We start from the raw sequence: 13,948 nt of genomic DNA, 5'->3' as shown, positions 1-13,948 counted from the left end.
TGTCGCCCGCCGCCATGTGTTTAGTTGTCGTAACCCAGGTTCGGTGCCAACCAGCGCTCGCTGACGTTGAGGTCCTGCTTTTTCCGGGCGGTGTAGCTTTCCACCTGATCCTTGTCGATTTTGCCGACGGCGAAGTATTGCGCCTGTGGGTGGGCGAAGTACCAGCCGGACACGGCAGCCGCCGGGAACATGGCGTAGTGCTCGGTGAGGAACACGCCGCTTTCACCGGCCTTGTTGAATTCGGCCGCCGGGTCGAGCAATTCAAACAGGGCTTTTTTCTCGGTGTGGTCGGGGCAGGCTGGGTAGCCGGGAGCAGGGCGGATGCCTTTGTAGGCTTCCTTGATCAGTTCCTCGTTACTCAGCGCCTCGTCCGGCTCGTAGCCCCAATAGGTGGTGCGCACCTCTTTGTGCAGCCACTCGGCGCAGGCTTCAGCCAGGCGGTCGGCCAGGGCTTTAACCATGATGCTGTTGTAGTCGTCGCCGGCTTCTTGATACGCCTTGGCCACTTCTTCCGCGCCGATACCGGCGGTGGTGATAAAGCCGCCAACGTAATCGGTGATGCCGCTGTCTTTCGGTGCAACAAAGTCGGCCAAGGAGAAGTTCGGCTTGCCGTCCGGCTTGATGGTTTGCTGGCGCAGGTGGTGCAGGGTGGCCAGCTTGTCGCCGTTATCGGCGTAGACGTCCAGATCGTCGTCGTTGACTTGGTTGGCTGGCCAGAAGCCGAACACGGCGCGGGCGCTGATCAGCTTCTCGTCAATCAGCTTTTTCAGCATTTCCTGGGCGTCGGCATACAGCGCGGTGGCGGCCTCACCGACCACTTCATCGGTGAGGATGCGCGGGAACTTGCCGGCCAGGTCCCAGGAGATAAAGAACGGCGTCCAGTCGATATATTCGGCCAGAACATTCAGGTCGATATTGTCCAGTACCTTCACGCCAGTGAAAGTCGGCACGCTGGGCTGATAGGTCGCCCAATCGAACTTGGGTTTGTTCTCTAACGATTTGGCGTAGCTCAGGCGTTCGGTACGCGCGCTGCGGTTGGCGGTGCGTTCGCGTACTTCGATGTAGTCCAGGCGGGTGCGCTCGACAAAATCGGCCTTGAGTTCCTTGGACAGCAACTGAGTGGCCACGCCGACCGCGCGCGAAGCATCGGTGACGTAGATCACCGCGTCGTTCTGGTACTTCGGCTCGATCTTCACCGCGGTGTGGGCTTTCGAGGTGGTGGCGCCGCCGATCATCAGCGGCAGGTGAAAACCCTGGCGCTGCATTTCGCGGGCGACATGCACCATTTCGTCCAGCGACGGGGTGATCAGGCCGGACAGGCCGATGATGTCGCACTTCTCGGCAATCGCCGTTTGCAGGATTTTCTCCGCCGGTACCATTACGCCGAGATCGACAATGTCGTAGCCGTTACAGCCCAGGACCACGCCGACGATATTCTTGCCGATATCGTGCACATCGCCTTTCACCGTGGCCATCAGGATCTTGCCCTTGGCTTCCGGCTTGTCGCCTTTTTCCAGCTCGATAAAGGGGATCAGGTGACCGACCGCTTGCTTCATCACCCGGGCGGATTTCACCACCTGCGGCAGGAACATCTTGCCCGCGCCGAACAGGTCGCCGACCACGTTCATCCCGGCCATCAGCGGGCCTTCGATCACTTCGATAGGCCGTGTGCACTGCTGACGGCATTCCTCGGTGTCTTCGATGATATGGCTGGTGATTCCTTTGACCAGCGAGTGTTTGAGGCGGTCAACCACGCTCCAGGTGCGCCACTCTTCGGTTTCGACTTCCTTGACGCTGCCGTCGCCCTTGTAGTTGTCGGCAATCGCCAGCAGCGCTTCGGTGGCGCCTTCGTGGCGGTTGAGCACCACGTCTTCCACGGCGTCACGCAGCTCTTTGGGAATCTCGTCGTAGATTTCCAGCTGGCCGGCGTTGACGATGCCCATGGTCAGGCCGTTCTGGATCGCGTAGTACAAGAACACCGAGTGAATGGCTTCACGCACCGGGTTGTTGCCGCGGAAGGAGAACGACACGTTGGACACACCGCCGCTCGACAGGGCGTGGGGCAGGTGGTCGCGGATATAGGCGCAGGCCTCGATAAAGTCGACCGCGTAGTTGTTGTGCTCTTCGATGCCGGTGGCCACGGCGAAGATGTTCGGGTCGAAGATGATGTCTTCCGGTGGGAAGCCCACTTCGTTAACCAGAATGTCGTAGCTGCGCTGGCAGATTTCGCGCTTGCGCGCGGCGGTGTCGGCCTGGCCGGCTTCGTCGAAGGCCATTACCACCACGGCCGCGCCGTAGCGCTTGCACAGCTTGGCGTGGTGCTTGAACTGCTCGACGCCTTCCTTCATCGAGATCGAGTTGACGATGCCCTTGCCCTGGATGCACTTGAGGCCGGCTTCGATCACTTCCCACTTGGAGGAGTCGATCATGATCGGCACGCGGGAGATGTCTGGTTCGCCGGCGATCAGATTCAAGAAGGTGACCATGGCCTTCTGCGAATCGAGCATGCCCTCGTCCATGTTGATGTCGATCACTTGCGCACCGGCTTCCACCTGCTGCAGGGCGACTTCGAGGGCTTCGGTGTAGTTGTCCTCGCGGATCAGGCGGGCGAACTTGGCCGAGCCGGTGATATTGGTGCGCTCGCCGACGTTGATAAACAGCGAGTTGCGGTCGATGGTAAATGGCTCAAGCCCAGACAGGCGGCAGGCCTTGGGGATGTCCGGAATGGCGCGCGGCGGGTATTTGCTCACCGCTTCGGCAATCGCCTGAATATGCGCCGGCGTGGTGCCGCAGCAGCCGCCGACGATGTTCAAAAAGCCCGAGGCGGCGAACTCTTCAACCACGGCGGCCATCTCGGCCGGCGTTTCATCGTACTCACCGAAGGCATTCGGCAGGCCTGCGTTGGGGTGAGCGGAGACGTGGGTTCCGGCTTTAGCCGACAGCTCTTCCAGATACGGGCGCAGATCTTTGGCACCCAGGGCGCAGTTGAGGCCTACGGAGATCGGCTTGGCGTGGTTGATCGAGTTCCAGAACGCTTCAGTGGTCTGCCCAGACAGGGTGCGGCCGGAGGCGTCGGTGATGGTGCCGGAAATCATGATCGGCAGCTCGAAGCCCTGCTGCTCGAAAACTTCCTGCACGGCGAAGATCGCCGCCTTGGCGTTGAGCGTGTCGAAGATGGTTTCGATGAGGATCATGTCCGCACCGCCTTCAATCAGGCCGCGGGTTGCCTCGGTGTAGTTTTCCACCAGCTCATCGAAGGTGACGTTGCGATAACCGGGGTTGTTGACGTCGGGGGAGAGCGAACAGGTGCGGCTGGTTGGGCCCAGGACGCCTGCGACAAAGCGCGGACGATCCGGGGTTTCCAGGGTTTTTGCATCGGCCACTTGGCGGGCCAGGCGCGCGCCTTCGACGTTCAGCTCATACACCAGGCTTTCCATGCCGTAATCAGCCTGGGATACCTGGGTGGCGTTGAAGGTGTTGGTTTCGAGGATGTCCGCGCCGGCATCCAGGTAGGCCTTCTCAATCGCGCCGATAACGTCCGGGCGGCTGAGGATCAGCAGGTCGTTGTTGCCTTTGACGTCGCTCGGCCAGTCGGCAAAGCGCGCGCCACGGTAGTCCTCTTCCTCCAGCTTGTAGCTCTGGATCATGGTGCCCATGCCGCCGTCGAGGATCAGGATGCGCTCGGAGAGAGCCTTCTGTAGGGCGTGAAGGCGGGCATTACGATCGGACATGGGGAGCTACCTGAGGCGCGGAAACAAAGGCGGCGATGATAACAAAGCTGCGCGCTTTTGCAGTGGTCTGTACTTTCACATGAATCCTGTTCATGTTTGTGGGCTAACCTTTACTGGCTGGAGCCAGCTAAAATCGGCCCTCAAGCCCTTTTAGAGACGTTTTCATGTTCTGCCGCTTACTGCTTGGCGCGTGTTTTTTGTTCATCGGCTCATTGCAAGCCGCTGAGCCCATCTCCTACAGCCGTGACGTCCAACCGATTTTCACCAAGAACTGCGTGGCCTGCCATGCCTGCTATGACTCGCCATGCCAGCTGAACTTGGGCAGTGCCGAGGGCACGCTGCGCGGTGCGAGTAAGGCGGCGGTCTACAACGGTACGCGCAGAGAGGCGCAGGCTACGACCCGCTTGTTTGTTGATGCCCATGGCACTGCGGCCTGGCAGCGTAAGGGCTTTACCTCGGTGCTGGATCAACAGGGCAGTCAGGCCGCGTTGATGACGCGCATGCTGGAACAGGGCCATCAGCAATCCTTTACCGCCAATAGCAAACTGCCGGTGCAACTGGATATTGGCATCGACCGCGCCAATCAATGTCCATTGCCCGAAGAGTTCACCGAATTTACCCGCAAGATCCCGCTAGTCGGCATGCCATTCGCGGTTACCGGATTGAGCGAGACCGACTATCAGACCTTGCAACGCTGGCTTGCCCAGGGCGCGCTGGTTGATCAGCAGGCCGTGCAGGCCAGTGCCGCAGAAGAGCAGCAAGTGGCCACCTGGGAAGCCTTTATGAATGCTCACGGCGCGCGTGAGTCATTGGTTTCGCGCTGGCTATACGAGCACCTGTTCCTGGCTCATCTGTATTTTGCTGGCGGCGAGTCGGGGCATTTCTTTCAGCTGGTGCGCTCACGTACGCCCAGCGGTCAGCCCGTTAACATCATCGCCACGCGCCAGCCCAATGATGATCCCGGCACCGATTTCTATTACCGCCTACAGCCGGTGCAAGGGGTCATTGTGCATAAGACCCACATCACTTACGGGATTAGCGCGGCGAAGTTGGCGCGGATCAAAGAGCTGTTCTTCGCCAGCGACTGGCAGGTCGACGCCGTGCCGGGCTACGGCATCCAGCGCCGCGCCAATCCGTTTGAAACCTTTGCGGCTATTCCGCCGCAGGCGCGCTATCAATTCATGCTGGATAACGCGGAGTACTTCGTACGCACGTTTATCCGTGGCCCGGTGTGCCGTGGTCAGATCGCCACGGATGTGATTCGCGATAATTTCTGGGCGCTGTTCCAAGACCCGAAACACGATCTGTATCTCACCGACCCTGAGTATCGCGCCGAGGCCACTCATCTATTGGCAATGCCAGGGCAGTTGGACGGCATTAGCGACATGCTGGGGTTGTGGCGCTCATACCGTGATAAGCGCAATGCCTACGAGGCGCTGCGCATGCAGCGCTATGCCGATGCGCCGGCAGCAAGTTGGTCGCATATCTGGGCCGGTAACGACAATGCCTTGTTGTCGATCTTCCGTCAGCACGACAGCGCCTCGGTGGGCAAAGGGCTGGTTGGCGAAGTGCCGCAGACTATCTGGTGGCTGGATTTCCCTTTGCTTGAGCGCACCTACTATCAACTGGTGGTTAACTTTGATGTGTTCGGCAATGTTTCCCACCAGGCGCAAACGCGGCTGTACTTCGACCTGATTCGCAACGGTGCCGAGGTCAACTTTCTGCGTTTGATGCCTGCTGAGTCCCGCAAGGGCTATTTGGACGATTGGTATCAGAGCAGCGGCAAGCTGAAGGTCTGGCTGGATTATCAGTCGATCGACACTGACAGCCCGAGCGCTCTGCAACTACTCGGTAGCGACCCAAAACGCAGTTTTGTAACCGCGCTGCTTGAGCGTTATGGCAGCCTGAATGCTCGCCCGGACCCGATCAACCGTTGTGACGGTGCGCATTGTCATCGCTCAGGTATCGCGGCCGATTTTCAGCGTGCTGAGCAGTCGTTGAGTCGTCTGACCGGCAAGCCCGGTGCCGCCCTCAAGGTGATCGAGCAGCTGCCCGAGGCGACCTTGCTAAGGGTGCAGCTCGCCAATGGTCAGCGTGAGGTGTACAGCCTGCTGCGTAATCGCGCGCACAGTAACGTGGCTTTTATGCTGGGCGAGGAGCTGCGTTATCAGCCCGCGCTGGATACCTTGACGGTGTATCCGGGTGTGCTCAGTAGCTACCCGAACTTTATCTTCAACGTTCCAGCGGAACAGGTGGCGGCGTTTGTTGCAGCAATGGAGCAAGCGCGTGATCAAGCCGCGTTTGAGAGCGTGGTTGAGCGCTGGGGCGTGCGCCGCACGCACCCTGAGTTTTGGCGCTATTTCCATGACATGTCGGCGTATATCCAGGAAACCAACCCTGTTGAGGCTGGCGTGCTGGATATGAACCGTTACGAGAACCTGTAAGTGAGCTTAAGGGCGCACAGTTGTGCGCCCCCGGCTACCTGTTGAAGCGCTCCACCAGAGCGTATTGACCGTGTGCCGTGGCCGTCAGGGCCTCGCTGAGCAGGGCGGTGTCATGCGCTTCGCCAGCGGTTTGATCGGCCAGCTGGGCGATGGTGGTAATGCTGCGATTGACCTCATCAGCCACTGCACTCTGTTCCTCGGCTGCGGCGGCAATCTGGTTGGCCATGTCCGCGATGTTTGCCACCGCGTCGCTGATGCCGGCCAGCGCCTCATCGGCTTGCTGTACACGCTCAACCCCTTCGTCGGCCTGTTTACGGCCGATTTCCATGGTCAACACGGCTTCTTCGGCGGTGCGCTGCAGCTTGGCGATCAGCTGGTGAATCTGCCCGGTGGATTCGGCCGTGCGCTGCGCCAGTGAGCGGACTTCATCGGCAACCACGGCAAAGCCACGGCCCATTTCACCGGCGCGGGCGGCCTCGATGGCGGCGTTGAGGGCGAGTAGGTTGGTCTGATCGGCGATGCCTTTGATCACATCAACCACGCCGCCGATTTCATTGCTGTCTTGGGCCAGGCGGGTCACCGTTTCACCGGTATCACCAACTGATTGCGACAGGCGTTGAATGGCCTGGCGGGTTTCTGCAGCAATGCCACGGCCGGCGCTGGTCAGGCGGTTGGCATCCTGAGTAGCGATGGCGGTGCGGGCGACGTTGCTCGCCACTTCCAGAGTGGTGGCGGCCATTTCGTTGATCGCCGTGGCGACCTGGTCAGTCTCGTTGCGTTGACGCTCAAGCCCCGCGGAGCTGTTGTGCGCCAGGGTGTCGGCTTGCTTGGCTTGCTTGGTCAGTTGTTCGGCGGTGTCCTGCAGGCGCGTCAGGCAGGTTTTCAGGCGAGCTTCCTGGCTGAGGATAGACATCTCCAGGCGGCCTTGAGCGCCGGGGCTGTCGGTGTACATCTGCGCAATCAGCGGATCGGAGGTGGTCTGGTCGGCCAGGCGCAGCAGGCGCTTGAGCCCGCGTTGTTGCCAGTTCAGCCCGGCCAGGCCCAGTGGCACCGACAAGCCGGCGGCGATAGCAAAGCCCCAGCTGGAGTCGAGCCAGGCGCCGATCAGAAAACCCACCTGGCTGACTAGGATAAACGGCAGCCAGTTCTGCACTATCGGCAGCCAGCGATCACTGCTGGGGATCGCCGATTTGCCGCTGTTGATGCGTTGATACAGCGCCTCGGCGCGACGCACCTGCTCAGCAGTCGGCTTGACCCGTACCGATTCGTAACCCACCACCTGATTGTTTTCCGTCACCGGCGTGACGTAGGCGTTGACCCAATAGTGGTCGCCACTTTTGCAGCGATTTTTGACAATACCCATCCACGGCCGGCCCTTCTTCAGGGTGTCCCACATATGTTGGAACACAGCCGCTGGCACGTCTGGATGACGAACCAGGTTGTGCGGCGCACGAATCAGCTCATCGCGGCTAAAGCCACTGATCTCGACAAAGGCGTCATTGCAGTAGCTGATTTGGCCTTTGAGGTCAGTGGTAGAAATCAGCCTTTGCTGGGCTGGAAAAGTGCGTTCACGTTGGGTAATCGGCTGATTGTTGCGCATGACGGCGGTAATCCTTTGGGTCGACACCACATAGTCGGCCATTGCAGCCAGAAATTGAATAGAGAATGCCGCATGTATTTTGCTGCGGCATTGCTCTAGGTTGCCCTGGGCAGGCTTGTGAGTCGTCTGCCCAGGCGGCTCAAGTGGCCGCGATCAACTGGCGCAGCACGTAGTGCAGAATGCCGCCAGTCTTGAAGTACTCCACTTCATTGAGGGTGTCGATGCGGCAAAGCAGTTCAATGCTGTCGCGGCTATTATCCGCGCGCTGGATATCCAGGGTTAGCGTCATCGATGGACGCAGCTCTACGCCCTCTAGGCCACTGATAGTCAGTGTTTCCTTACCGTCGAGATTCAGCGTCTTGCGGCTCTGCCCAAGTTTGAACTGTAGGGGTAGTACGCCCATGCCGACCAGATTGGAGCGGTGGATACGTTCGAAACTTTCTGCGATTACCGCTTTGATGCCGAGCAGGTTGGTGCCTTTGGCCGCCCAGTCGCGGCTTGAACCGGTGCCGTATTCCTTGCCGGCGATCACCACCAACGGCGTGCCTTGCTCCTGATAGCGCATGGCGGCGTCGTAGATCGCCAGCTTCTCGCCGCTGGGCACGTGCAGGGTGTTGCCGCCTTCCTCGCCGTCGAGCATTTCGTTGCGGATGCGGATATTGGCGAAGGTGCCGCGCATCATCACGTGATGATTGCCGCGCCGCGAGCCGTAGGAGTTGAAGTCGACCGGCTCAACGCCCTGTTCGCGCAAGTAGCGCCCAGCAGGGCTGTCAGCTTTGATATTGCCGGCCGGGGAGATGTGGTCGGTGGTCACCGAGTCGCCGAGCAGGGCGAGGATGCGCGCCTGCTGGATGTCACCGATATGTGGGGGCGCTTCGGAAATCTTCTCGAAGAACGGTGGATGCTGGATATAGGTCGAATCGGCCTGCCAGGTGTAAGTAGCCGCTTGCGGGACGTCGATGGCTTGCCACTCTGCGTCACCTGCGAACACTTCGGCGTACTCCTTGTGAAACATTGCAGTGCCAACGTTGAGGACTGCTTCGGCAATTTCCGCTTGGCTCGGCCAGATGTCTTTGAGATAGACCGGTTGGCCATCCTTGCCTTGGCCCAGGGCTTCACGGGTGATGTCGATGCGCACACTGCCTGCCAGGGCGTAGGCCACTACCAGCGGCGGTGAGGCCAGCCAGTTGGTTTTCACCAGTGGATGCACGCGGCCCTCGAAGTTGCGGTTACCGGACAGCACCGAGGCGACGCTCAAGTCCGATTGCTGGATAGCCTGTTCGATTGGCTCAAGCAGCGGCCCTGAATTACCAATGCAGGTGGTGCAACCGTAGCCCACCAGGTCGAAGCCCAGTTCATCCAGATAGCGGGTCAGTCCGGCGGCGTTGAAGTATTCGGTGACCACCTTGGAACCCGGTGCCAGCGAACTCTTGACCCACGGCTTACGCTGCAGGCCTTTCTCCACGGCTTTTTTCGCCAGCAGTCCGGCGGCCATCATTACGCTGGGGTTAGAGGTGTTGGTACAGGAGGTGATGGCAGCGATGACCACCGCACCGTTTTTCAGGCGATGAGTCTGCCCCTCATATTCATAATCAGCTTCACCAACCTGCTTGGCACTGCCAATCGCGGCACCGCCGCCACCTTCGTCGAGCAGGCGAGCTTCCGCGCTGGCACTGGGCTTAAGTTGCAGCCCAATAAAATCGTCAAAGGCTTGTTTGACCTGGGGTAGGGCGACGCGATCCTGTGGCCGCTTGGGCCCGGCCAAACAGGCCTCGACGCTGCCCATGTCCAGCTCCAGGCTATCGGTAAACAACGGCTCAACGCCTGGCTCGCGCCACAGACCTTGGGCTTTGCAGTAGGCCTCGACCAGTTTGACGGTCTGCTGTGGACGGCCGGACAGGCGCAGATAGCCGAGAGTGATTTCGTCGACCGGGAAGAAACCACAGGTAGCGCCGTATTCCGGGGCCATGTTGGCGATGGTGGCGCGATCCGCCAGCGGCAGATCCGCCAGGCCGTCGCCGTAGAACTCGACGAACTTGCCGACTACGCCTTTGCTACGCAGCATTTGCGTGACGGTCAGCACCAGGTCGGTGGCGGTGATGCCCTCCTTGAGCTTGCCGCTGAGCTTGAAGCCGATCACCTCGGGAATCAGCATTGATACCGGTTGGCCGAGCATTGCCGCCTCTGCCTCGATACCGCCGACACCCCAGCCAAGAATGCCAAGACCGTTGATCATGGTGGTATGCGAATCGGTGCCAACCAGGGTGTCGGGGAAGGCGAAGGTCTGACCGTCTTCTTCCTTGGTCCAGACGGTGCGGCCGAGGTATTCCAGGTTGACCTGGTGACAGATGCCAGTGCCCGGTGGCACTACGCTGAAGTTATCGAAGGCGTGCTGGCCCCAGCGCAGGAAGGCATAGCGCTCACCGTTACGCTGCATCTCGATGGCGACGTTTTGCCCGAACGCGGCGGAGCTGGCGAATTTATCCACCATCACCGAGTGGTCGATTACCAGGTCGACCGGCGACAACGGGTTGATCTTCTGTGGGTCACCGCCGGCCTTGGCCATGGCGTCGCGCATGGCCGCGAGGTCGACCACCGCGGGCACACCGGTGAAATCCTGCATCAGTACCCGCGCTGGACGGTACTGGATCTCGCGCTCCGAGCTGCGGGTGTTCAGCCAGTCGGCCATGGCTTGCAGGTCAGCGCTGGTGACGGTTTTGTCGTCCTCCCAGCGCAGCAGGTTTTCCAACAGCACTTTCAGCGACATCGGCAAACGGTCGATATTGCCAAGGGATTTGGCGGCTTCAGGCAGGCTGAAATACAGGTAGGTTTGGCCGTCTACTGCGAGGCTGCGGCGGCTGTTCAGGCTATCTAAGGAAGGCATTGCGCATCTCCTGAGGCTTGCCAGGTTGCAAGCCGGATTTATTGCTGCAGAGCCTTCACCCTAGCTCTGCTCGATGAAGCACGCCATTTAGAGGCGGCAGGCGAAACCATCGGTTCTCTAAACTGGACAGGTAGCAAGCGCCTAGGGTTCCCGAGTCCGTTATGATGCGCGCCTTGAGGAGAGCCCAGATGACTACCCCGCCGATCAATACCTTGTTAATGCACTGCCGCCCCGGTTTCGAAAACGAGGTGTGTGCGGAAATCGCCGAGCATGCCGCACGTCTGGATGTTGCCGGTTATGCCAAGGCCAAGCCGAGTACCGCCTGCGCCGAATTTATCTGCACCGAGGACGACGGCGCCGAGCGCCTGATGCGCGGTGTGCGCTTCAATCAGTTGATCTTTCCGCGGCAGTGGGCGCGCGGGGTGTTTATCAACCTGCCGGAACTGGACCGGATCAGTGTGCTGCTCGGCCACCTGGCGGATTTTCCGGTATTCGGCAGCCTGTGGCTGGAAGTGCTGGACACCAACGATGGCAAGGAGCTGTCGAATTTCTGCAAGAAGTTCGAGGCGCCGCTGCGCAATGCCCTGACCAAGGCCGGCAAGCTGGTTGAGGATGCGCACAAGCCGCGCCTGCTACTGACCTTCAAGAGCGGGCGCGAGGTGTTTGTCGGCATGGCCGAAGCGAATAACTCGGCGATCTGGCCCATGGGCATTCCGCGCCTGAAGTTCCCCCGCGAAGCGCCGAGCCGTTCGACTCTGAAGCTGGAGGAGGCCTGGCACACCTTTATCCCCCGCGAGCAGTGGGATGAGCGCTTGTCCGATGAGATGACCGGGGTCGACCTTGGTGCCGCGCCGGGCGGCTGGACCTATCAGCTGGTTAAGCGTGGCATGTTGGTCACCGCCATCGACAACGGGCCGATGGCCGAAAGTCTGATGGACACTGGCCTGGTCACCCACCTGATGGTTGACGGTTTCACCTGGAAGCCCAAGCAGCCGGTGGACTGGATGGTCTGCGATATCGTCGAAAAACCTGCGCGCAGCGCCGCCTTGCTGGAAACCTGGATTGGCGAAGGCCACTGCCGTGAAGCGGTGGTGAACCTCAAGTTGCCGATGAAGCAGCGCTACGCCGAAGTGCGCCGGCTGTTGCAGCGTCTGGACGATGGCTTTGCCGAGCGCAAGATCAAGGTCTCAATTACCTGCAAGCAGCTGTATCACGACCGCGAGGAAGTGACCTGCCACCTGCGCCGCTTAAGCAAGTAGTGTCAATGCCTGGCCAGTTGCGGCTGTAACGGCAGCAGCTGTGGCCACTCGACGCTTCCTTGCAGTGTGCTGCTGGAGAGCTGCCAGGAGCCGTTGAACAGGTACTGGCCACTGAAACCGCTGATGCGCAGGCCCAGGGTGTCGCCCGGTTGCAATTGCGCGCTGACGGCGGCCAGTTCGGTACTGGCCTGGCCATTGAGTGGAGTGACCTGCTCGCTGAGGACTTCACTGCTGCCATCGGCGCGCTTGACCACCAAGGCGGCAAACAGCGTCGGCAGTCCCTCGGCGTTATCCAGATTCACCCGTGGAACGCCAATCAGTGCGCTGGGCTGCTGGACCTGTTGTAGGGTAATGAACCGTGAGGGTTGCAACAGCCCGCTGCTAAGCGGCCGAATAGCGGTGGCGGGCAGCTCAATGCGCTGGCTGGACGGCAGTTGCTGCAAGGCTACGCCCTGATCCAGATTTAGGCTTACGCAGAAATCGGGAATGCTCGCGGCCACGCCTTTGCGCCCGCGCAGCTTGTCTTCATACCAGCTGATGATGCTCTGGTAGAGGTTGATCGCCCGACCATCGCAGTGCAGCACCGTCTCGTTATTGAACGGCGGCAGGCCGCTCCAGCGTTGCATGGGTGGCGGCAGAATATGTCCACCCTGCATGCCGAGCAGGCGCACATCGCGCTCGCCCTGTTGCAGGCAATCACGAATTGCCAGGCCCTGGTTGAGCGGGAACAGGGTGTCGCGCATGCCTTGAATCAGCAGGGCATCAGCCTGCGGACGCTGGCCGCGTGCGCAGTAGCTAGTCAGGCTGTGGGCCTTGAGTTCGGCGCGCACCGGCTCGCGCATGCGCCCGTCGGCACTTTTCAGGTAGGGCGTCTGAACGAACTTGCCCAAGTCATAGCCGGTGGACACGCCCAGGCTGAGCAGTACGCTGGTCCAGCCGACTTTCATGTGGCTGTCCGGTGCCAGGGCTTCGCTCAGGTCATACCAGGTGGCAATCGGCACAATGGCATCAATACGCGGATCGGTCGCGGAGGCCAACAGCTGCACCGCACCGCCGTAGCTTTCGCCGAGCATGCCGACTTTGGGATCGTTCGGTGCATCCATGCTCAGTCGCGGTAAGTTGGCGGCAGCCCAATCGATCACTGCCAGTGCGTCTTGCACTTCATAGTCGGGATCCATCATTTCGATATCACCCTCACTACCGCCCCAACCGCGTTGGTCGTAGCTGATTACCCAGTAACCGGCCTGCCAGGCTTTGACTGCAGCGCGGCCGGACATCATCTGGGTGCCGTAGAAGCCGTTCGGCCGCGTGACGCGCCAGCCGCCCCAGCCGTGGGTGTGGACGATTACTGGCGCCTGTTCGCCAACCTTGAGCGCGGGTTGGAACACCGTGGCCGACAATCGGGTGCCGTCGCGAGCATAAATCACGGCGTCGAAATAGGTCGCAGGCAGGTCCTGCTGTGCACTGGCGCTGAAGTCAGGTAATTGGTCGCGAGCGGCGCAGCCGCTGAGCAGCAGGGCGGCAAGGAGCAGGGCAAGGCGCATAAGTGGCTCTTATTGGAATGGTTGGCGCTGCGCAGCCTGCCTGATTGAGCGGCCTGCGGCTGCCCATCCAAGGTTGTGTTGACCTGTTATCGGCTAGAGTCCGCATGCAGACGTTTTCAATTGTCTACTAGATGACCTTGGGGTCAGCTTTGCGCGAGAATAGCGGCTTGTTACTGGAGCCTGCCGATGTCTTTGCAAACTACCGCCATTCCTGACGCCACCCTCGACGCTACTGGGCTGAACTGCCCCGAGCCGGTGATGATGCTGCACAACAAGGTGCGTGACCTAAAGGCCGGCGGCCTGCTCAAGGTGATAGCCACCGATCCCTCTACCCGCCGCGATATTCCAAAATTCTGCGTGTTTCTTGGCCATGAGTTGGTGGAGCAGGCCGAAGACGGCGCGACCTACCTGTATCTGATCCGCAAGAAGCTCGACTAATGCCAAGCGATGTGAGCACTACTGCGCTCGACCATGCTGCGTTAAAAG

At 60.3% G+C, this 13,948-nt stretch carries 7 protein-coding genes; 3 read left to right on the top strand and 4 right to left on the bottom strand.

The features are described 5' to 3' along the window. Nucleotides 1–20: 20 nt before the first annotated feature. Nucleotides 21–3,731, bottom strand: a complete 3,711-nt coding sequence (gene metH, locus ACIGEK_RS12155) for a methionine synthase (protein ID WP_397493558.1) — start codon at nucleotides 3,729–3,731, stop codon at nucleotides 21–23. 164 nt (nucleotides 3,732–3,895) lie between these two features. Between metH and ACIGEK_RS12150 the strand changes: the two genes are divergently transcribed. Next, on the top strand, nucleotides 3,896–6,175 hold the full coding sequence (locus tag ACIGEK_RS12150) for a fatty acid cis/trans isomerase (RefSeq protein ID WP_397493557.1): 2,280 nt from the start codon (nucleotides 3,896–3,898) through the stop codon (nucleotides 6,173–6,175). Between the two features lie 34 nt (nucleotides 6,176–6,209). Here the strand turns inward: ACIGEK_RS12150 and ACIGEK_RS12145 are convergent, their stop codons facing one another. Together ACIGEK_RS12145 and acnA are read right to left on the bottom strand one after the other, a co-directional pair. After that, nucleotides 6,210–7,775, bottom strand: a complete 1,566-nt coding sequence (locus tag ACIGEK_RS12145) for a methyl-accepting chemotaxis protein (protein ID WP_397493556.1) — start codon at nucleotides 7,773–7,775, stop codon at nucleotides 6,210–6,212. A gap of 139 nt (nucleotides 7,776–7,914) precedes the next feature. Continuing rightward, a complete protein-coding gene (acnA, locus tag ACIGEK_RS12140) occupies nucleotides 7,915–10,659 on the bottom strand; it encodes an aconitate hydratase AcnA (protein ID WP_397493555.1) in 2,745 nt (914 codons plus the stop codon). A gap of 203 nt (nucleotides 10,660–10,862) precedes the next feature. On the opposite strand from acnA, the gene rlmM reads away from it, so the two are divergent. Next, nucleotides 10,863–11,918 (top strand): 23S rRNA (cytidine(2498)-2'-O)-methyltransferase RlmM, encoded by a 1,056-nt coding sequence (gene rlmM / locus ACIGEK_RS12135; RefSeq protein WP_397494009.1) that lies wholly within the window; start codon nucleotides 10,863–10,865, stop codon nucleotides 11,916–11,918. 2 nt (nucleotides 11,919–11,920) lie between these two features. On the opposite strand, the gene ACIGEK_RS12130 is transcribed toward rlmM, so the two are convergent. Beyond that, nucleotides 11,921–13,462: a CocE/NonD family hydrolase gene (locus ACIGEK_RS12130; protein ID WP_397493554.1), complete on the bottom strand. Its 1,542-nt coding sequence runs from the start codon at nucleotides 13,460–13,462 to the stop codon at nucleotides 11,921–11,923. Nucleotides 13,463–13,648: 186 nt separating this feature from the next. On the opposite strand from ACIGEK_RS12130, the gene tusA reads away from it, so the two are divergent. Further along, the gene (gene tusA / locus ACIGEK_RS12125) at nucleotides 13,649–13,900 is read left to right on the top strand and encodes a sulfurtransferase TusA (RefSeq protein ID WP_397493553.1); all 252 of its coding nucleotides are present in this window, start codon (nucleotides 13,649–13,651) and stop codon (nucleotides 13,898–13,900) included. Nucleotides 13,901–13,948: the final 48 nt, after the last annotated feature.

The organism is Pseudomonas sp. NPDC079086, assembly GCF_044542155.1.
Taxonomy (GTDB): Bacteria; Pseudomonadota; Gammaproteobacteria; order Pseudomonadales; family Pseudomonadaceae; genus Aquipseudomonas.
This window is presented reverse-complemented; position numbering and strand designations above follow the sequence as displayed.